Below are 19,692 nucleotides of genomic sequence, written 5' to 3'. Positions count from 1 at the left end.
TTCGCGGGTAAACCCGCTCCCACAGGTTATCTATCCAGCGCTTGAAATTCGGTTATATAAACATTCTTAAACAGTATTTTTAAGAATATCCGCGCCTCACTAGTATGGCTCTCACGCCAGGCGCAAATCCCCTTCAAACCTCTGCCCGGCACCCTTACTCACAGGAGAACGAGCATGAGTGCATCTCTGCGCAGCATCGACGGTCAGGACGAAACCACCATTCTGCGTGAAATCCAGAGCGCCCTGCGCGACCTGCGCTTCGGCGCAGTGGAGATCACCGTGCACAACGCTCAGGTGGTGCAGATCGAACGCAAGGAGAAGTTCCGCCTGCAGCAGCCCGGCAACAAGTCCGGCTGACCCCGCATCACTTCAAAACTAGAAAAATGCCAATCGGGAGCTTCACCATGTCCATCCGCCGTTATGCGCTTGCCGCCCTGGCCAGTGCCGTTTTTGCCGGTTCCGCGATCGCCAAGGACTACGAACTGCTGAACGTGTCCTATGACCCGACTCGCGAGCTGTACCAGCAGTACAACGCCGAGTTCATCAAGCACTGGCAAGCCGCCCACCCGGGCGACAAGGTGAAGATCCAGCAGTCCCACGGTGGTTCGGGCAAGCAGGGGCGGGCGGTCATCGACGGCCTGCGCGCCGACGTGGTGACCCTGGCCCTGGCCGGCGACATCGACGAGATCGCCAAGCTCGGCAAGACCCTGCCGGAGGACTGGCAGAAGCGCCTGCCGGACGCCAGCACGCCGTATACCTCGACCATCGTGTTCCTGGTGCGCAAGGGCAACCCGAAAGGCATCAAGGATTGGGGCGACCTGATCAAGCAGGACGTCTCGGTCATCACCCCGAACCCGAAAACCTCCGGTGGCGCCCGCTGGAACTTCCTCGCTGCCTGGGCCTATGGCCTGAAGACCGGTGGCAGCGAAGAGAAGGCCAAGGAATACGTGCAGACGCTGTTCAAGCATGTGCCGGTGCTCGATACCGGTGCCCGTGGCTCGACCATCACCTTCGTCAACAACGGCCAGGGCGATGTGCTGCTGGCCTGGGAGAACGAGGCCTTCCTGGCGCTGAAGGAAGACGGCGGCGCCGACAAGTTCGAGATCGTCGTGCCGTCGCTGTCGATCCTGGCCGAGCCACCGGTGGCCGTGGTCGACAAGAACGCCGAGAAGAAGGGCAACGAGCAGATCGCCGAGGAATACCTCAAGCACCTGTACAGCCCGGCGGGCCAGAAGATCGCCGCGGAGAACTTCTACCGGCCGCGTGACGCGAAGGTCGCCGCCGAATTCGGCAAGCAGTTCCCGCAACTGGACCTGGTGACCATCGACAAGGACTTCGGTGGCTGGAAGACTGCACAACCCAAGTTCTTCAATGACGGTGGGGTGTTCGACCAGATTTATCAGGCACAGTGATCGGCAATGGAAAGAGCGGGGGCCGCTTTGCGGCCCTTTCGCGACACAAGGCCGCTCCTACAGAAAAGCGCGATCCCCTGTAGGAGCGGCCTTGTGTCGCGATGGGCTGCAAAGCAGCCCCGGGATTCAGAAGCTAGCACCAGCCCGGGATCGTTTCCGGGCTTCGTGCGTTCAACCAGGGACCTTTATGTCACGTCGCATTTCCCCCGTCATACCCGGCTTCGGGCTGACGCTGGGCTACACCTTGGTGTACCTCAGCCTGATCGTGCTGATACCGCTGGCGGCCATGTTCATCCATGCCGCGCAGCTGACCTGGGAGCAGTTCTGGAACATCATCAGCGCGCCAAGGGTCATCGCCGCGCTGAAGCTGAGTTTCGGCACCGCCCTGTTCGCCGCCATCATCAACGGGGTGATCGGCACCCTGCTGGCCTGGGTACTGGTGCGTTATACCTTCCCTGGGCGCAAGGTCATCGACGCCATGATCGACCTGCCGTTCGCCCTGCCCACCGCCGTCGCCGGCATCGCCCTGACCGCCTTGTACGCCCCGGCGGGCTGGGTCGGCCAGTTCGCCACCGAGCTGGGCTTCAAGATCGCCTACACCCCGCTGGGCATCACCCTGGCGCTGACCTTCGTCACCCTGCCGTTCGTGGTGCGTACCGTGCAGCCAGTGCTGGCCGATATCCCGCGTGAAGTGGAAGAAGCCGCAGCCTGCCTGGGCGCGAAACCCTTGCAGGTGTTCCGCCATGTGCTGGCGCCAGCGCTGCTGCCGGCCTGGCTCACCGGTTTCGCCCTGGCCTTCGCCCGGGGTGTCGGCGAGTACGGTTCGGTGATCTTCATCGCCGGCAACATGCCGATGAAGACCGAGATCCTGCCGCTGCTGATCATGGTCAAGCTCGACCAGTACGACTACACCGGCGCCACCGCCATCGGCGTGTTGATGCTGGTGGTTTCCTTCATCCTGCTGCTGCTGATCAACCTGCTGCAGCGGCGCATCGAAACCCCTTGAAGGAGGCCGGCAATGTCTAGTCAAACCCTCGCTGCAACCGCCGCCGCAAACGCCGCCCGGCGTGGCAGCGCGACCTCGCGCCGCGTGCTGATCACCCTGGCCTGGATCGTCTTCGCGCTGTTCCTGGCGCTGCCGCTGGTGATCGTGGTGTCGCAGGCCCTGAAGAACGGTTTCGGCACCTTCTTCGAGGCGATCTTCGAGCCCGACGCGCTGTCCGCGCTCAAGCTCACGTTGTTGGCGGTGGCCATCTCGGTGCCGTTGAACCTGGTGTTCGGGGTGTCCGCCGCCTGGTGCGTGAGCAAGTACAGCTTCCGTGGCAAGAGCGTACTGGTGACCCTGATCGACCTGCCGTTCTCGGTGTCGCCGGTGATCGCCGGCCTGGTCTACGTGCTGATGTTCGGCGCCCAGGGGCTGTTCGGCCCATGGCTGCAGGACCATGACATCCAGATCGTCTTTGCCCTGCCAGGCATCGTCCTGGCGACCATCTTCGTCACCGTGCCGTTCGTGGCCCGCGAGCTGATCCCGCTGATGCAGGAGCAAGGTACCCAGGAAGAGGAAGCCGCGCGCTTGCTCGGCGCCAACGGCTGGCAGATGTTCTGGCACGTGACCTTGCCGAACATCAAGTGGGGCCTGATCTACGGCGTGGTGCTGTGTACCGCCCGGGCCATGGGTGAGTTCGGCGCGGTGTCGGTGGTGTCCGGGCACATCCGCGGCGTCACCAACACCTTGCCGCTGCACGTGGAGATCCTCTACAACGAGTACAACCATGTCGCGGCCTTCAGTGTGGCCAGCCTGTTGCTGATCCTGGCGCTCTTCATCCTGCTGCTCAAGCAGTGGAGCGAGAACCGTATTAACCGCCTGCGCCACAGCGCCGCGGAGGAATGATTCATGTCGATCGAAGTACGTAACGTCAGCAAGCGCTTCAACAGCTTCCAGGCCCTGGACAACATCAACCTGGACATCCACAGCGGCGAGCTGGTGGCCCTGCTTGGCCCTTCCGGCTGCGGCAAGACCACCCTGCTGCGCATCATCGCCGGCCTCGAGACCCCGGACAACGGCAGCATCGTGTTCCATGGCGAGGATGTGTCCGGCCACGACGTGCGCGATCGCAACGTCGGCTTCGTGTTCCAGCACTACGCGTTGTTCCGTCACATGAGCGTGTTCGACAACGTCGCTTTCGGCCTGCGCATGAAGCCCAAGGGCGAGCGCCCGAGCGAGAGCAAGATCGCCGAGAAAGTCCATGAGCTGCTGAACATGGTCCAACTCGACTGGCTGTCGGATCGCTACCCCGAGCAGCTGTCCGGTGGCCAGCGCCAGCGTATCGCCCTGGCCCGCGCCCTGGCGGTGGAGCCCAAGGTGCTGTTGCTCGACGAACCGTTCGGGGCGCTGGATGCCAAGGTGCGCAAGGAGCTGCGCCGCTGGCTGGCGCGGCTGCACGAAGACATCAACCTGACCTCGGTGTTCGTCACCCACGACCAGGAAGAGGCAATGGAAGTGGCCGATCGCATCGTGGTGATGAACAAGGGCGTGATCGAGCAGATCGGTTCGCCCGGCGAGGTGTACGAGCAGCCGGCCAACGATTTCGTCTACCACTTCCTTGGCGATTCCAACCGCCTGGCGCTGGCCGAAGGGCAGCATGTGTTGTTCCGCCCGCACGAGGTGTCGCTGTCGCGCCATGAGACCGAGGGGCACCATGCCGCCGAAGTGCGCGATATCCGCCCGCTGGGCGCGACCACGCGGGTCACCTTGAAGGTGGCAGGGCAGAGCGAGCTGATCGAGGCCGAGGTGGTCAAGGACCACGATAGCCTGACCGGGCTGGCGCGCGGGGAGACCTTGTTCTTCCGGCCGAAGGTGTGGCAGAAGGTGGCGGATATCTGAGCCGCCGCTTGTGATGAAAACCCGGGCATGGTCCCGGGTTTTTTATTGCCTGCGCCATCGTCTTCGCGGGTAAACCCGCTCCCACAGGGAACGCGCCGGCACCACACCTGTGGGAGCGGGTTTACCCGCGAACAAGGGCGCCGTCCTCGCGAGAATTTGATGCCTTGCGCGAATATTTAATATGCCGGTAAAGCATCATCCAAACGCTCTGACGCCACACCCCGCGAAACCTGCGGCCTAGAGCCAAGCGCTCAAATCAAATATTCCCAAAGGATCTAACTTTAACTTCAAACATTACTTTATGACCTAAGTCTCTGGCCCCGATGATTCAGCCACACACCTGAATCGAGACCCCAGGAGTTTGAGCAATGGGTAATGTCCAGACGGCCGTCAGGGCCTACGACCAGCCATGGCGTCCGGCAGCGGGCGACCTGGTCGAGCTCGGACGCACGCTGCGCCTGCCGCTTGGCCAACTGCGCCTGCAGCGCACCCCGGTCAGTGGCCTCAAGCGCCGCGACAAGCTGGCCCTGGGCCTGCTGGTGCTGGCCTTGCATGGCGCCGCGGCCTACTGGGTCAGCCAGGCACCGACCCCGGCGCTGCCGGTGGTGCCGCCGCAGATCCCACCGATGACCATCGAATTCGCCGCACCCGCGCCACCAGTGGTCGAGCCGCCGCCACCCGCCCCGGCACCACCGGTGGTCGAACCGCCACCGCCGGTGATCGATGAACTGGCCGCCAAACCCAAGCCCAAGCCCAAACCGCTACCCAAACCGGTGGCCAGGCCCAAGCCAGAACCCAAGCCCGAGCCCAAGCCGGCCCCGGCGCCGCCCGCGCCACCAGTGGCCGCAGCGGCGCCACCCGCGCCGGCGCCAGTGACGCCGCCGTCGGCCAATGCCGCGTACCTGAAGAACCCGGCACCGGAATACCCGCAGATGGCCCTGCGCCGGGGTTGGGAAGGCACCGTGCTGCTGCGTGTCGAGGTGCTGCCCAGCGGCAAGCCGGGGCAGATCCAGATCCAGCAGAGCAGTGGCCGCCCGGCCCTGGACGAGGCCGCGCTGGCCGCGGTCAAGCGCTGGAGCTTCGTCCCCGCCAAGCAGGGCGACGTGGCCCAGGCGGGCTGGGTCAGCGTGCCGATCGATTTCAAGCTTCGCTAACTTTTTCGCAGAACACAGGAAGACATCACCATGAGCCTGCTGGCATCCCCCCTCGAATCCGTAGAAAGCGCAGTCATCTGGCTGCTGGTTGGTTTTTCCGTCGCCACCTGGGCCCTGGCCCTGGTCAAGGTCGTGCAGTTCGTGCGCTTGAAGAATCAGGACAAGCGCTTCCACCAACAGTTCTGGGCAGCCTCGAGCCTGGACTCGGCCGCCGAGCTCAGCCACGAACGCCCCGGCCCGGCCGCCCGCGTCGCCCAGGCTGGTTATGCCGCCATTGCCGTGGGCGAACCGGGCCAGGCCAATGACCTGAGCCATGCGATCAATCACCAAGACCGCCTGGAGCGCGCCCTGCGCCAGCAGATCGTGCGCGAGCGGCGCTCGCTGGAAACTGGCCTGGCGGTGGTCGCCAGTATCGGCAGCACTTCCCCTTTCATCGGCCTGTTCGGCACGGTGTGGGGCATCATGGAAGCGCTCAAGGGCATCAGCGCGGCCGGCTCGGCGAGCCTGGAAACCGTGGCCGGGCCGATCGGCGCGGCGTTGGTCGCCACTGGCGTGGGGATCGCCGTCGCGGTGCCGGCGGTGCTGGTCTACAACTACTTCCTGCGGCGCCTCAAGCTGACCGCCGCCGACCTCGACGACTTCGCCCACGACTTCTACAGCCTGGCGCAGAAGAGTGCCTTCCGCGTGCTGGTGCACCCGACGGCGCACAAGGCCCAGGCCGGTTTCACCCAGCCGGTGAAGGAGGCCTCCTGACATGGCTTTCTCGACCCAGGACAGCGACGAAGTGTTGAGTGAAATCAACGTCACGCCCTTGGTGGACGTCATGCTGGTGCTGCTGGTGGTGTTCATCGTCACCGCGCCGCTGCTGACCAACGCCATTCCCATCAACCTGCCCAAGACCGAGGCCGTGGCCCCGGTCGAGCAGAAGGATCCGTTGGTGGTGAGCATCGATGGCAGCGGCAAGCTGTTCATCAACAAGGACGAAATCCAGCCGGACCTGCTGGAGAGCAATCTCAAGGCTGCCAAGGACAGGGACGCCGAGCTGCGGGTGCAGCTGCAGGCCGATGATGGTGTGAACTACGGCGAGGTCGCGCGGGCGATGGCGGCCATCGAACGGGCCGGGATCAGCAAGCTGGCGGTGATCACCGCGCGCTGACCGGCGATACCCTCTTCAGGCAAGTGCTTAGGGGCCATTTTCCTTGGCAGGGGATGGCCCTTTTTTTATCAATGATCAGGAATCCCCTCTCTCCTGTAGGAGCGGCCTCGTGTCGCGAAAGGGCTGCGGAGCAGCCCCAGGATTTCAGTGTTTATGCACAGATCGCCGGGGCCGCTTCGCAGCCCTTTCGCGACACGAGGCCGCTCCTACAGGGGGAAGCGTGGGGCTTAACACTGTGCAAGACAGTTGCTTTAATATGATTTTGGTTATTAATAAATAGCTTCTTATTCCTTTACGAATATAACCCCCTCCCTATACTTGCAGCCAAGCACGCAAACTTCCGGAGGCGTCCCCATGCGCAATGAGTCGATTCGTTACCTGATTGTGCCGGGCTGGCAAGGATCGCCAGACAACCATTGGCAGAGTCACTGGCAACGCAGCCTGCCCAACAGCGCCCGGGTCGAGCAGCAAGACTGGTTGACCCCGCAGCGCCGCGACTGGGTGCAGGCGCTGGAGCAGGCCATTGCCGCCGAGCGCTCGCCGGTGATTCTCATCGCCCATAGCCTGGGCTGCATCACCGTCGCCCACTGGGCCGCCCAGGCCAGCCCGCAACGGCTGCGCCAGGTGCGTGGCGCTCTGCTGGTGGCGCCGGCGGATGTTGAGCGGCCGACCTGCGCGCCGGCCTTGCGCAACTTCGCGCCGATCCCGTTGCAGGCCTTGCCGTTCCCCAGCCAGGTGGTCAGCTCCGACAACGACCCAGCGGTGAGCGTGCCACGCGCCCTGTACCTGGCTCGCGCCTGGGGCGCCGAGGCCGGGCTGCTGGCCAACGCCGGGCATATCAACGTCAAGTCCGGCCATGAGCGCTGGGAGCAAGGCTTTGCCTACCTCTATCGCCTGCAGGCCCGAGTCGACCAGCGCGCCCTGCGCCGCGCCTGAGTCGCCGGTGTTTTTCGAACCAGCTGATTCCCCGGCACGCCATGGCCGGGGCGGGAGCATTGCATGACTTTTCACAGCCCCTTCGGCCAGCCGCTGCTGACCTTCCCCGAACTGGACAAGAGCCCGCTGAGCATCCGCGCCAAGGCCTTGGTGTTCGTCGACCCGCGTTCGCAGGCGTTGCGCCGGGCCCTCGAGCGCCTGGCGCCGCAGGCGCTGCCGGTGCTGATCCGTGGCGAGACCGGTACCGGCAAGGAGTTGCTGGCGCGGCAGATCCACCGTGCCAGCGACCGTGGCGGGTTGTTCGTCTCGGTCAACTGCGCGGCGATCAGCCCGACCTATGCCGATGCCGAACTGTTCGGCTACAGCGCCGGCAGCCAGGGCGGCACCGCCAGCAGCCGGGCCGGCTGGTTCGGCTCGGCCAATGGCGGCACGCTGTACCTGGACGAGATCGCTGATTTACCACTGGCGATCCAGGCCAAGCTGCTGGCCGCGCTGGAAAACCGCGAGGTCACCCGGGTGGGGGCCGCGCACCCGCAGCCGGTGGACGTGCGCCTGGTGGCCGCCTCCAGCATCGACCTGGCCAGGGCGGTACAAGCCGGGCGCTTCAACGAGCGGCTTTACCACTACCTGCACGAAGGTGAGCTGGCCCTGCCAGCGTTGCGCGAACGTATCGGTGACATCCTGCCCCTGGCCGAATACTTCGTCGGCATCTACAGCCTGCGCCTGGACCGCCCCGTGGCGCTGATCAGCGAGGCCGCCCAGCAGGCGCTCGAGGCCCATGCCTGGCCTGGCAACACCCGTGAACTGGAGAACGTCATTCACTTTGCCCTGCTGGTCAGTGACGGTGAGGAAATCCTCCCCGAGCACCTCGACCTGCCGGATGTCACGCCCTTGGCCAGTCTGGCCCGCCAACTGGCGCAACTGGGCAGCAGTGGCGAGGTGCAGACCCTCGATACCCTGCGCCAGTTGCTTGCGCAAAACCTGGCGAAACTTGGCCAAGCCACGGTCTAGAGCAGTGGACAGGCGCTCATGACCAAAGGCCGTAATGGCCATTTGTTTTTGGAATAAGAAGCTAATCAAAAGATATTGTTACGGAATAAAAAATCCCGGTATCGTCGGCCTCACGCCCACCCGAACGGATGGGCATCCGACTCGCCATCTGCGATGGCCCAGCTTGATAACAAGGATCACCATGAAAAAGACCCTGCTGACCACCGCCCTGGCCGCCGCCCTGTCGTTCGCCGGCCTGGCCAATGCCGCCGAGAAACTGGTGGTCGCCGCCACACCTGTACCGCACGCTGAAATCCTCGAACTGATCAAGCCGACCCTGGCCAAGGAAGGCGTGGACCTGCAGATCAAGGTCTTCACCGACTATGTCCAGCCCAACGTGCAGGTCGACCAGAAGCGTCTGGACGCCAACTACTTCCAGACCCTGCCGTACCTGAAGAACTTCAACGAAGGCAAGGGCACGCACCTGGAGACCGTGGTCGGTGTGCATGTCGAACCCTTCGGCGGCTACTCGAAGAAGGTGAAGAACCTGAGCGAGCTGAAGGACGGCGCCACCGTCGCCATCCCCAACGAAGGCAGCAACAGCGGCCGCGCGCTGCTCCTGCTGCAAAAGGCTGGGCTGATCACCCTGAAAGATCCGAAGAACGCCCTGGCCACGCCCAAGGACATCGCCGAGAACCCGAAGAAGCTCAAGTTCAAGGAGCTCGAGTCGGCCATGCTGCCGCGCGTGCTGGACCAGGTCGACCTGGACATGATCAACACCAACTACGCCCTGGAAGCCGGCCTGAACCCAGCCAAGGACGCCCTGGTGATCGAAGGCAGCGATTCGCCGTATGTGAACTTCCTGGTGGCCCGCCCGGACAACAAGGACAGCGACGCCATCCAGAAACTGGCCAAGGCCCTGACCAGCCCGGAAGTGAAGGCATTCATCGAGAAGAAATACCAAGGCGCGGTATTGCCGGCGTTCTGATACGCGGCACTGGCCAGACCTGACATGAAAACGCCGACGCATTTGCGTCGGCGTTTTCGTTTGCGCCAGAAAGCCTGGCGCCTACGCGTTGGCCAGCGCCCGGCGCAGGGCCAGGAGCCAGAGAAGCTGTTCGTTCGAGGTCGGCGAGCAAGGGCTGTTCATCGTTGTCGTCCTTGTAGGGGAATGGCCATGCAAGACAGGAGGTGAAGCCCTTTTGAGGGGCAATCCTGCTGAAAGATCCCGACACGATGAGCGATTTTTACCGTTAGCCCCGCCAGGGATATCGATATGCGATATGGGTATTTATAAAAAGTTTTTTATACCCGTAAAGTCAGCGCTACGTGCTTACCGGCACAACGCCATCTCTTCTGACAGACGCCGAGCGACCCTCGTGCCGACCCTGGACGTACCCCAATGCCGTACCCCCGTAATCTTCTGTCGAGGCGCCCAGCATGAGCTTCGACACCGCTTTCATGCTCAGCACCCTACCGGCCTTCCTCAAGGCCGTGGGCGTGACCCTGCAGGTCGGGCTGATCGCCATTGCCACTTCGCTGCTGGTGGCCCTGGTCAACGCCACCTTGCTGGTGCTGCGCATCCCGTACCTGTGGCGGCTGGTCAAAGGCTATGTGGAGCTGGCGCGCAACACGCCGTTGCTGATCCAGCTGTTCTTCGTCTATTTCGCTCTACCGAGCCTGGGGCTGAAAGTCTCAGGTTTCAGCGCCGCGATCATCACCATGACTTTCATGGGCGGTGCTTACCTCACCGAGGTGCTGCGCGCCGGGGTCGAGGCGGTGCCACGGGCGCAACTGGAGTCGGGGCGTTCCATCGGCCTGTCCGAAGGCCAGTTGCTGCGCCATGTGATCCTGCCCCAGGCAGGGATCCTCAGCCTGCCGGCGCTGTTCGCCAATTTCGTGTTCCTGCTCAAGGAGACCACCGTGGTCTCGGCGGTGGCGGTGCCGGAGATCCTCTACACCACCAAGAACTACATCGCCCTGTACTACAAGACCTACGAGATGCTCGCCGTGCTGACCCTGCTGTGCGTGCTGATCTTCCTGCCGCTGTCGCTGCTGCTGCGCTACCTGGAACGGAGGCTGCAACATGGCCAGTTCGGCATTTGAGCTGTTGCAGGTGTCGCTGCCACAACTGGCGGCCGGCGCCGCGCAGACCCTGGCGATCTCGGCCCTGGGCATCGTCTTCGCGACCCTGGGCGGCGTGCTCTACGGGGTGCTGGCGAGCCTTGGCAACCGACTGCTGAATGTCTTGTTGCAGGTGTACCTGGAGCTGTTCCGGGCTATCCCGGTGCTGGTCTGGCTGTACCTGGTGTTCTTCGGCCTGCCGATCTTCTTTGGCCTGAGCATCCCCAGCTTCTGGTGCGCGGTGCTGGTGCTGGGGCTATGGGGCGCCAGCGAGGTCGGCGAGGTGGTGCGCGGCGCGTTACGCTCGCTGCCCCGGGGCCAGCGCGAAGCCGGGCTGTCGATCGGCCTGTCCGGCTGGCAGCTGTATGGCTACGTGCTGCTGCCCCAGGCGCTCAAGCGCATGACTCCACCGACCATCAACATCTACACGCGCATCGTCAAGACCAGCTCGCTGGCAGTGCTGATCGGCGTGGTCGAGGTGATCAAGGCCGGCCAGCAAATCATCGAGCGCACCTACGAGTCGGTGCTGATCTATGGCGTGTTGTTCCTGTTCTTCTTCTTCGTCTGCTATCCGCTGTCCGCCGCCTCGCGTGTGCTGGAGCGGCGCTGGGCCCATGCATGAATCCACTGATCGAATTCCAAGGCTTCAACAAATTCTTCGGCCAGCACCAGGTGCTGGCGGACATCGACCTGCAGGTAAACGCCGGTGAGGTGGTGGTGATCCTCGGCCCCAGCGGCTGCGGCAAGAGCACGCTGCTGCGCTGCCTCAACGGCCTGGAGGCGGCCCAGGGCGGCAGCCTGACCCTGGCCGGGGAGCAGCTGCTCAGGCCGGATACCGACTGGCGCCAGGTGCGTCAGCGGGTCGGCATGGTGTTCCAGAGCTACCACCTGTTTGGCCACATGAGCGTGATCGACAACTTGTTGCTCGGCCCACTCAAGGTGCAGAAGCGCGAACGCGCCGAGGCTTTGGCCCAGGCCGAGGCGTTGCTGGCCCGGGTGGGCTTGCTGGACAAGCGCGATGCCTTCCCGCGCCAGCTCTCCGGTGGCCAGCAGCAGCGCATCGCCATCGTCCGCTCGCTGTGCATGAACCCCCAGGTGATGCTGTTCGACGAGGTCACCGCGGCCCTCGACCCGGAAATGGTCAAGGAGGTGCTGCAGGTGATCCAGGGCCTGGCCCGCGACGGCATGACCCTGCTGATCGTCACCCACGAAATGGCCTTCGCCCGCGCGGTGGCCGACCGCATCGTGTTCATGGAGGCCGGCAGGATCCTTGAACAGAGTCACCCCGAGCCTTTCTTCACCCGACCGCGGACCGCACGCGCGCAGCAGTTCCTGGAGAAATTCTCGTTCGTCGAAAGCCTGCCCATGTCATTGCACAAGGAACTGTCATGAAGACCGCACCGTTCGCCAAACTGCTCGCCCCCCTGCTTGGCCTGGCCTTGCTGGCCGGCTGCAACAAGTCCGAAGAGACGGCCAAGCCCGCTGCCGCTTCGCCGGCCAGCAGCTACCTGGAAACCATCAAGGCCCGCGACAAGCTGATCGTCGGCGTGTTCACCGACAAGCCGCCATTCGGCTTCGTCGATGAAAGCGGCCGCTATGTCGGCTTCGACACCGACATTGGCCGGCGTTTCGCCAAGGACCTGCTGGGCGACGAGAACAAGGTCGAGTTCGTCGCCGTCGAGCCCGCCAGTCGCATTCCATTCCTGCAGAGCGACAAGGTCGATCTGATCCTGGCCAACATGACCGTCACCCCGGAGCGCAAGGAGGTGGTGGACTTCACCAACCCGAACCTGCGCGTGGCGGTACAGGCCATCGTCGCCGACGGCAGCCCGGTGCAGAAGCTCGACGACCTGGCCGACAAGACCATCATCGTCACCACCGGCACCACGGCCGATATCTGGCTGACCAAGACCCATCCGCAGTGGAAGCTGCTCAAGTTCGAGAAGAACACCGAGTCGCTGGCGGCCCTGGCCAATGGCCGTGGCGACGCCTACGCCCAGGACAACCTGATCCTGTTCAGCTGGGCCAAGCAGAACCCGGGCTACCGTGTGCTGCCTGACCTGTTGGGCGATGAAGCGCCGATTGCGCCGGCGGTGAAGAAGGGCAACACCGAGCTGCGTGACTGGGTGAACGCCGAGCTGGCCAAGCTGGGCGAGGAGAAGTACCTGCTCAAGCTGTACGACCAGTACGTGCGCAAGGAGCTGAGCGACGACACCAAGCCTGAGAGCGTGATCGTCGAAGGGGGCAAGTGGCAGGGTTGAGCACTCCCGGCCATGGCGGCTGGCACCGGCCACGCCGGTGTTCGCCGACAAGGCCGGCGCCCACTGTTACTGAGCGGGCACCAGGCGCAATGTGCTCTGCGCTGGAATCACCCCCATCCGTGCCTTGTGGTAGCGGCCCTCGATATAGTCCTGCGCCTGGTCGCCATAATGTCGATCGAACGGCACGCCACTCTGCCCGACCGGGTTGATGGTCAGCGCCGCGCCGGCGTCGGCGAAGTCGATCAGGCGCCGGGTCGAGGGGCCATAGGTGACCGGCCAAGGTGCTGGGCCGATCTTCGCCGAGAGGTTGTTGGGCACCTCGTGGGTGCCGGGCGCGGCGAACGGGCCGACATTGAACAGCAGGTTCAGCGGCTTCTTCACCCCCAGCGGGTGGTTGTGGGTGAGGGTGTGAGCCTTGCCCCATTGCCAACTGGCCGGGTCCTGGCCGAAGGTCTGGCGCAGGTGCGCGAGGCTGTGTTGCCAGGCTTGGCGCACCACGGCGGTACGGTCGCTGTGCTGGTTGCCGCCACGCAGGTTCCACCACGGTGAGCTTGGGTCGGCCGCCAGGCGCGGCAGGGCGGCGTCGATGGCGCGGGTGCCGAGCAGCACCGGGAACCAGGTATCGCCGAGCTCGTCGTGCAGGGCGGCGTAGGCCAGCTCGTAGAGAAACTGGTTGAACAGCGTGGCGCTGGTGGAGTCCACGGGGTAGTCGCCACGCCAGGCGGCCAGTTGCTCGACCAGCTCTTTTTCCTCATCGCCCTGGGCCACTTCGCGCAGGGTGCCCAGCAGCGGTGCCAGGGTCCGTGGGCCGTAGTCACTGCTGGTGTCCAACTGCAGCGCCTGGCTGTTCTGGGTGTCCCATTGGCTGTCAGAGTTGCGCAGCAGGCGGTCCAGCTGGCGGCCGCGGTCGGCCAGGTTGTAGTAGCCGGGCACCGGTACTGCCGACGGCGGCTGGTAGTTGGCCGAGACGATGTAGCCGCTGGCCGGGTTCTCCTGCTGCGGGTTGACGCTGAACGGGTAGAAGCCGAGCTTGTCGGCCTGGTGGCTGCTGCCATCGAGGATGAACGTTGGATTGACCCCGTCCGGGCGGATCGGCAGGCGCGCCGCCGCCCACCAGCCGATATCGCCGCGGGCATTGGCCCAGACCAGGTTGAGCCCCGGCGCCTGGATCTGGGCCGCGGCCTCGCGCATCTTGTCCAGGGTGTCGGCACGGTTGAGTTGGTAGAGGCCTTCGAGGATCGGGTTCTCGGTTTCGAGGAACGCCCACCACAGGGCGATCGGCGTGGGGCCGGCGGTGTCGCCCAGCACGTTGTTGACGATCGGGCCATGGGGTGAGCGACGCAGGGTGAGGGTGGTGGCTTCCTCGCCCTTGACGGCAACGCGCTGCTCGGTTTTCTCCAGGGCCTGCCAGCGGCCATCGGCCATGACCTGCTCGGGATTGTCCGGGTTGGTTTTTTCGGCGATCAGGTCGACATCGTCATTCTGGAACATGGTCAGGCTCCAGCCGAAGTCGCGGTTGTGGCCAAGCAGGGCGAACGGGTTGAGGGCCAGGAAATAGCCATACAGGTTGAAGCCCGGTGCCGACAGCTCGGCCTCGTACCAGACTGCCGGCACGGCGAAGCTGATATGCGGGTCGCCGGCCAGCAGCGGGCGGCCACTGCGGGTATGGCGGCCGGCCACGGCCCAGGCGTTGCTGCCTTCGAACTGCGGGATGCCAGCGTCGCCTAGGGCCTCCTGGCTGAGCTGGGCGAGCTGCTCCAGGCTGCGCCAGTCGGCGGCGGCCAGCGGCGTGGCCAGGGCCCCGTCCGGCTGCCAGTCGAGGTCGAAGATCTTCAGGTAGTCGGGGCCGAGCTGGTCGCGGATGTAGGTCAGTGCCGGCTCGGTGCGAAACGCCGCGGCGAAACTGTAGGCCAGGTAGCCGGCGATGCTCAGGGTGTCCTCGGCGGTGAAGGGCCGGGATGGGATGCCGAGCAGGTCGAACTCCATGGGTTTCGGGTGGCCGGCCTGCCATTGATTGATGCCGTCCAGGTACGCCTGCAGCGCCTGCCAGGCGGGGGATTGCTGGTCTTGTCGCTGTACCATCAACGCGGCCTGGTCGCGGATGCGCAGGCTGCGGAACAGGGTATCGGTGGCCAGCAGCTTGTCGCCCAGCACTTCGGCCAGTTCGCCGCGGGCCAGGCGGCGCATGATTTCCATCTGGAACAAGCGGTCCTGGGCGTGCACGTAGCCGAGCGCGCGATAGAGGTCCTGTTCGTTCTGCGCCTGCAGGTGCGGTACGCCACGGGCGTCATAGCGCACGCTGACTGGCGCCTGCAACCCGGCGATGGCGAGCTCGCCCTCACGTTGCGGCTGCTTGCCTTGCACGTACCAGTAACCGGTGCCAGCGGCTGCGATGGTGATCACCACCGCCAGCAGGGTCAGGCTGCGCTTCATCGAGACTCCTTGTGCATTCGAGGGTTGGCTGTGGGCCGATCATCGGCGCAATCGCGACCTGAGCATAGTCCCTGAGGGCGTTTCCATGCCCCTCGATGAACAACCGCTGGCGCTGGCCAGCGTTATCGTCAACCGGCCCAGGGGCAGTAGCAGCCTACCGCCAGGGTATTGGAGGCCTGAACCCGACGCCCCTCGTGCAATGCCCTGAGGATCGGCTCGATGAAGCTGTTGCTCGCGTTGCACACCGCGCCTTCGCTGTATGGCCCAAAATAGGCAAGCTGGCCATCGCGGTCCCAGATTGCCACCGCAGGGCTGGCCGGCAACTGTTCGCTGCCGGGCAGGTTGGCCAGGGGCTTGAGCGCGCCGAGGTTGGCCGGCAGCTGGCCATGGCTGCCGGGCTTTTGCAGTACATGGAAACTCACGCCCAGGGGCGCGAAGCGCTCGACCAGCTCACCCAGGTGCTGCTGGTTGCCGACGTTGCAGGGGCAGGCCGGGTCCCAGAAATGCACCACGCGGATCGGGCCGGGGCCGGCCAGTTCTGGCGGCAGGCGCAGTTGGTTGCCGTCGAACAGGGTGGCCTGGTTGTCGAACGGGCGCAGGTAGCGGCTCTGGAAGCTGTCGTAGGCCCACCACAGGGCGGCGGCGCCGAGTAGCAGTGCAAGGAGGGTGAAGAGTCGCTTTGCCATAGGTGCCCTGGCCCGCGCCCGCTGGGTCGCGTGGTTGGTTGGAAAAGGGGCCAAGCTTGCCATGGCGCGGCCCAGAGCTGAATATCGCAGATCAATACTCGCTGCACTTCGGATTCACCCCATGACCGCCAGTTTCCAAGCCGACGTGCTGCGCGCCAGCCTGTCGCCTCTCACCGCTCGCCAGCCGTTATCCAGCCAGGGCCAGGCCTACCAGCATTTCTATGGCTTGGACCTGCCGGTACGCAGTTGGCTGGGCGGTTTCCAGGCGGCCGGCTTCGACCTGGTCGGCCAGGCCTGGTTGCCCGAGCAGCCCCAGGCCACGCTGTTCCTGCTGCATGGCTACTACGACCACATGGGCCTGTACCGCCATGTGATCGCCTGGGCCCTGCAACAGGGCTATGCGGTGATCGCCTGCGACCTGCCCGGGCATGGGTTGTCCAGCGGCGAACGGGCCAGCATCGACGATTTCGGGCGATACCAGCAGGTGCTCGACACCTTGTTCGAACAGGCGCGCCAGCTCGATCTGCCGCGCCCCTGGCATCTGTGCGGGCAAAGCACCGGTGGGGCGATCGTGGTCGACCACCTGTTGCACCAAGGTGAGCACAGCCCGGCGGATGGCGAGGTGATCCTGCTGGCGCCGCTGGTACGCCCGCGTGCCTGGCACTGGTCCAAGCTGAGCTATTGCGTGCTGCGCCATTTCGTCAACGGCATCGAGCGGCGCTTCAGCGAGAACACCAACGACCCGAACTTCCTGGCGTTTCTCGAGGCCGATCCGCTGCAGCCGCGCCGCCTGCCGACCGCCTGGGTCGGGGCGCTGCTGCGTTGGGTCAAGCGGATCGAGGCGGCGCCGCGCAGCGCACGGCGGCCCTTGATCGTGCAGGGCGAGGCGGACGGCACGGTGGACTGGCCCTACAACCTGCAGGTGCTCAAGGCCAAGTTCGCCGAACCGCAGATCCTCATGCTGCCCGAAGCGCGCCATCACCTGGCCAATGAATTGCCTGGTATCCGCCAGCGCTACTTCGACTTCATCGGCCAGCGCCTGGGCTGATCAGTTCAGGTCGGCGGCGTTCTGGCCGACGGCCAAGGCGGCGCGCACCGCGGTCACCGCGGCCTTGTAGTAGGCCTGGCCGTCGGCGGATTCGGCGAAGGTGGCGAACGCCTCGAGTTCGGTATCCGAGAGGTCGCGGTAGACGTACAACAGGGTGTTGTTCAGGTCTTCGCCCACCTGGTTCATCAGCCGCTGGCGCTGGCCGTCGAGCAGGCTCTGGGCCTGGCCGCCACCGAACAGGCCGGGCAGCATCGAGCTTAGGCTGTCGGCCGCGACCCCGGCGATGGCGAGGCTGACTTCGGCACCGGCTTCGCGGGCAGGCAGGGCCTGGGCCAGGTGGCCGATGATCAGCAGGCGGGTGTCGCTGGCCTGGATCTTCGGCAGGCCCTTGGCGTTCTTCGCCAGCTGGTCCTTGCGCGTGGCCAGCAGCTCGGCGGCCACCACCTTGCGCCCCACGGGCGACTGGAAGAACGCCAGGGCCGGTGTCGGGTTGCCCAGGTTGGCACGCAGCTGTGCCTGGGCGCGGCGGTCCATGGCCTGGGCCTGGAAGCGCTGGTTGCTGTTGTTCACCAGCGCCTGGTAGACGGCCGGCGGCAGGCTGTTGCGGTAGCGCTGCTGGGCGGCACTCACGGCATCGTTGAAGTGGGCGCGCTGGTCGGGCCAGCCGGCGGCCTTGTACAGTTGATCGAGGCTGTCTGCCCAGACAGGCATGGTGCAGGTCAGCAGCACTAGCAGGGAAAACAAACGGCGCATTCAGGACTCCTGTCGGCAGGCCGCTATTGTCCTTGGCGTGGCGGGCCTTTGTCGAGACGCCCGTGGCGCTTCCTGACCAAGTGGCGCTGTGCGAGCGCCGGGCGAATGGATATGATGCGCCATGCACAATCCTTCCGAACATCCGCTGCTGTCGGCCATCGTCGACGACCTGGCCACCCGTGGCTGGTCGCAGCAATCCCTATTCCTGCCCGACGAGCTGTCGCGCGCGCTCGCGGCCGAGTGTCGGCGCCGTTACGCCGAGGGCGAACTCAACCCCGCCGGGGTCGGGCGCGGCGCCGGGCAGGAGATCCGCGAAGCGATTCGTGGTGACCAGATCCAGTGGATCGATCCTGGGGAGTCGGACGCCTGCGACGGCTACCTGGACGAGATGGATGGGTTGCGTCAGGCCATCAACCAAGGGTTGTTCCTGGGGTTGGAGGATTTCGAATGCCACTTCGCCCTGTACCCGCCGGGTGCGTTCTACAAACGCCACCTCGATCGCTTCCGCGACGATGACCGGCGCATGGTTTCCGCCGTGCTCTATCTCAATGAAGGCTGGCAACCGGAGGATGGTGGGCAGCTGCGCATGTTCCTGGACGGCGACCGCGAGCATGATGTGCAACCGCGCGCCGGCACCCTGGTGGTGTTCCTCTCGGGCGATGTGCCCCACGAAGTCCTGCCGGCCGGGCGCGAGCGCCTGTCGTTGACGGGCTGGTTCCGGCGTCGTGGCAATGACCCGTTCTGAGTTGCCCAAGGTCCTGGTCAGCGCCTGCCTGCTGGGCCAGCCGGTGCGCTACGACGGGCGCGCCAGTGGCCATCCCGACCTGTTGCAACGCTGGCAGGCCGAAGGCCGGGTGGTGCCGTTGTGTCCGGAGGTAGCCGGTGGCTTGCCGACGCCGCGCCCGCCCGCGGAGATTCCGGGCGGGCAGGGCGGCGAGGTGCTGGATGGGCTGGCGCAGGTCGTGACGGTGTCCGGCGAGGATGTCAGCGCGGCATTTCTCGCTGGCGCCCGGCAAGCCTTGGCCCTGGTGCGGCGGCACGGGATCCGCGTGGCGGTGCTCAAATCCGGCAGCCCTTCGTGTGGAAACCGCCTGACCTATGACGGTAGCTTCACCGGTGTGAAGGTGTCGGGGGAGGGGGTGACCACGGCATCGCTGCGGCGCGAAGGGGTGCTGGTGTTCAGCGAACTGGAGCTGGAACAGGCCGCGCAGGCCTTGAATCTCGCGGGCCCGTAGAAGCCCGCGAGCTGGTGCCTACGGGAACCATTTCTGTTCCAGTTCGGCCAGGCGTCCATTGTCCTTGAGCCGTTGCAAGGCGTTGTTCACGGCGCTCTCGAACGCCGGATTATCCTTCTGGAATGGAATCACCAGGTGCTGCTCGCCAAACGGCTGGCTGGCGCTCAACGCGGGTGCGAGTTTGTTTTCCTCGTCTGGCTTGTCGACCGTAATGTCGAACTTGCCGCTCTCCACTCCCGGTAGCACTTGCGCGGCGGGCGTTTCGATAAATTCGGCGCGCAGGTCCAATTCCTTGGCCAATGCCTGGCCAAGCTCGATATCGAAACCGGTCAGGTGTTCGTCCTGCTTGAATGCATAGGGCGCGGCGTCGCTTTGTACCGCGATACGCAGTTCACCCCGATCGTTGATCTCGTCGATCAGTTCGGCCTGGGCCAACGGGGTGAACAGTACAGCCAGCAGTACGCCAATGGTCAAACGCATGGGAGCCCCTTTCTTGTTTGGCAGAAGAGTGTCAGCCGCCGGCGCTTTGTTCATGCGCCGGTCGAACGCAGCCTATGACCTCGGCGCAGGCCTTATGTTTGCCCTGCTCCTGAAATATTTGTGCAGCGTTTTTGAACCAC

General features: G+C 64.8%; 22 protein-coding genes. 18 read left to right on the top strand and 4 right to left on the bottom strand.

Annotated features, from left to right (window positions below; genetic code table 11):
- Positions 1–174 precede the first annotated feature (174 nt).
- The 15 genes from oscA (at position 175) to HU772_RS23680 (ending at position 12,917) form a co-directional block, all read left to right on the top strand.
- Positions 175–357, top strand: a complete 183-nt coding sequence (gene oscA / locus HU772_RS23750) for a sulfur starvation response protein OscA (RefSeq protein ID WP_134688907.1) — start codon at positions 175–177, stop codon at positions 355–357.
- 47 nt (positions 358–404) lie between these two features.
- The gene (locus HU772_RS23745; RefSeq protein WP_186660648.1) at positions 405–1,412 is read left to right on the top strand and encodes a sulfate ABC transporter substrate-binding protein; all 1,008 of its coding nucleotides are present in this window, start codon (positions 405–407) and stop codon (positions 1,410–1,412) included.
- Between the two features lie 187 nt (positions 1,413–1,599).
- Entirely contained in the window at positions 1,600–2,418 is an 819-nt protein-coding gene (cysT, locus tag HU772_RS23740; protein WP_186660650.1) for a sulfate ABC transporter permease subunit CysT, read from the top strand.
- Positions 2,419–2,430: 12 nt separating this feature from the next.
- A complete protein-coding gene (gene cysW, locus HU772_RS23735; RefSeq protein ID WP_186660652.1) occupies positions 2,431–3,303 on the top strand; it encodes a sulfate ABC transporter permease subunit CysW in 873 nt (290 codons plus the stop codon).
- 3 nt (positions 3,304–3,306) lie between these two features.
- Positions 3,307–4,296: a sulfate/molybdate ABC transporter ATP-binding protein gene (locus HU772_RS23730; RefSeq protein WP_186660654.1), complete on the top strand. Its 990-nt coding sequence runs from the start codon at positions 3,307–3,309 to the stop codon at positions 4,294–4,296.
- 368 nt (positions 4,297–4,664) lie between these two features.
- Positions 4,665–5,450, top strand: a complete 786-nt coding sequence (locus HU772_RS23725; protein ID WP_186660656.1) for an energy transducer TonB — start codon at positions 4,665–4,667, stop codon at positions 5,448–5,450.
- 30 nt (positions 5,451–5,480) lie between these two features.
- On the top strand, positions 5,481–6,203 hold the full coding sequence (locus HU772_RS23720) for a MotA/TolQ/ExbB proton channel family protein (RefSeq protein ID WP_186660658.1): 723 nt from the start codon (positions 5,481–5,483) through the stop codon (positions 6,201–6,203).
- A gap of 1 nt (position 6,204) precedes the next feature.
- The gene (locus HU772_RS23715; RefSeq protein ID WP_186660660.1) at positions 6,205–6,606 is read left to right on the top strand and encodes an ExbD/TolR family protein; all 402 of its coding nucleotides are present in this window, start codon (positions 6,205–6,207) and stop codon (positions 6,604–6,606) included.
- A 354-nt stretch (positions 6,607–6,960) separates the two neighbouring features.
- Positions 6,961–7,542: an alpha/beta hydrolase gene (locus HU772_RS23710; protein WP_186660662.1), complete on the top strand. Its 582-nt coding sequence runs from the start codon at positions 6,961–6,963 to the stop codon at positions 7,540–7,542.
- A 63-nt stretch (positions 7,543–7,605) separates the two neighbouring features.
- Complete coding sequence (locus tag HU772_RS23705; RefSeq protein WP_186660664.1) at positions 7,606–8,553, top strand: sigma 54-interacting transcriptional regulator; 948 nt, start codon at positions 7,606–7,608, stop codon at positions 8,551–8,553.
- 181 nt (positions 8,554–8,734) lie between these two features.
- The gene (locus HU772_RS23700; RefSeq protein WP_186660666.1) at positions 8,735–9,520 is read left to right on the top strand and encodes a MetQ/NlpA family ABC transporter substrate-binding protein; all 786 of its coding nucleotides are present in this window, start codon (positions 8,735–8,737) and stop codon (positions 9,518–9,520) included.
- A gap of 452 nt (positions 9,521–9,972) precedes the next feature.
- Positions 9,973–10,638, top strand: a complete 666-nt coding sequence (locus HU772_RS23695; protein ID WP_186660668.1) for an amino acid ABC transporter permease — start codon at positions 9,973–9,975, stop codon at positions 10,636–10,638.
- Positions 10,619–11,278, top strand: a complete 660-nt coding sequence (locus HU772_RS23690; protein WP_186660669.1) for an amino acid ABC transporter permease — start codon at positions 10,619–10,621, stop codon at positions 11,276–11,278. The genes HU772_RS23695 and HU772_RS23690 overlap by 20 nt, the downstream gene beginning before the upstream one ends.
- On the top strand, positions 11,275–12,048 hold the full coding sequence (locus HU772_RS23685) for an amino acid ABC transporter ATP-binding protein (RefSeq protein WP_186660670.1): 774 nt from the start codon (positions 11,275–11,277) through the stop codon (positions 12,046–12,048). Before HU772_RS23690 ends, HU772_RS23685 begins: the two co-directional genes overlap by 4 nt.
- Positions 12,045–12,917: a transporter substrate-binding domain-containing protein gene (locus tag HU772_RS23680; protein WP_186660671.1), complete on the top strand. Its 873-nt coding sequence runs from the start codon at positions 12,045–12,047 to the stop codon at positions 12,915–12,917. The genes HU772_RS23685 and HU772_RS23680 overlap by 4 nt, the downstream gene beginning before the upstream one ends.
- A gap of 66 nt (positions 12,918–12,983) precedes the next feature.
- Here the strand turns inward: HU772_RS23680 and HU772_RS23675 are convergent, their stop codons facing one another.
- Together HU772_RS23675 and HU772_RS23670 are read right to left on the bottom strand one after the other, a co-directional pair.
- Entirely contained in the window at positions 12,984–15,350 is a 2,367-nt protein-coding gene (locus HU772_RS23675) for a penicillin acylase family protein (RefSeq protein WP_186660672.1), read from the bottom strand.
- Between the two features lie 128 nt (positions 15,351–15,478).
- Entirely contained in the window at positions 15,479–16,036 is a 558-nt protein-coding gene (locus HU772_RS23670; protein WP_186660673.1) for a DUF6436 domain-containing protein, read from the bottom strand.
- Between the two features lie 121 nt (positions 16,037–16,157).
- Here HU772_RS23670 and bipL point away from each other — a divergent pair, with 121 nt between their 5' ends.
- Complete coding sequence (gene bipL / locus HU772_RS23665; RefSeq protein WP_186660675.1) at positions 16,158–17,084, top strand: phospholipase BipL; 927 nt, start codon at positions 16,158–16,160, stop codon at positions 17,082–17,084.
- Here bipL and HU772_RS23660 read toward each other — a convergent pair whose 3' ends face one another.
- Positions 17,085–17,837, bottom strand: coding sequence for a DUF2059 domain-containing protein (locus HU772_RS23660; RefSeq protein WP_186660676.1), 753 nt, complete (start codon positions 17,835–17,837; stop codon positions 17,085–17,087).
- A gap of 121 nt (positions 17,838–17,958) precedes the next feature.
- Here HU772_RS23660 and HU772_RS23655 point away from each other — a divergent pair, with 121 nt between their 5' ends.
- Both HU772_RS23655 and HU772_RS23650 read left to right on the top strand, forming a co-directional pair.
- Positions 17,959–18,582, top strand: a complete 624-nt coding sequence (locus tag HU772_RS23655; protein WP_186660678.1) for a 2OG-Fe(II) oxygenase — start codon at positions 17,959–17,961, stop codon at positions 18,580–18,582.
- Complete coding sequence (locus HU772_RS23650) at positions 18,569–19,072, top strand: 2-thiouracil desulfurase family protein (protein ID WP_186660680.1); 504 nt, start codon at positions 18,569–18,571, stop codon at positions 19,070–19,072. The genes HU772_RS23655 and HU772_RS23650 overlap by 14 nt, the downstream gene beginning before the upstream one ends.
- An 18-nt stretch (positions 19,073–19,090) precedes the next feature.
- Here the strand turns inward: HU772_RS23650 and HU772_RS23645 are convergent, their stop codons facing one another.
- Positions 19,091–19,552: a substrate-binding periplasmic protein gene (locus HU772_RS23645; protein WP_186660682.1), complete on the bottom strand. Its 462-nt coding sequence runs from the start codon at positions 19,550–19,552 to the stop codon at positions 19,091–19,093.
- Positions 19,553–19,692 lie beyond the last annotated feature (140 nt).

Origin of the sequence: Pseudomonas xantholysinigenes, from assembly GCF_014268885.2 — a bacterium.
Taxonomy (GTDB): Bacteria; Pseudomonadota; Gammaproteobacteria; order Pseudomonadales; family Pseudomonadaceae; genus Aquipseudomonas; species Aquipseudomonas xantholysinigenes.
The sequence above is the reverse complement of the archived record's forward strand: the minus strand, read 5'-3'. Positions and strand labels throughout refer to the sequence as shown.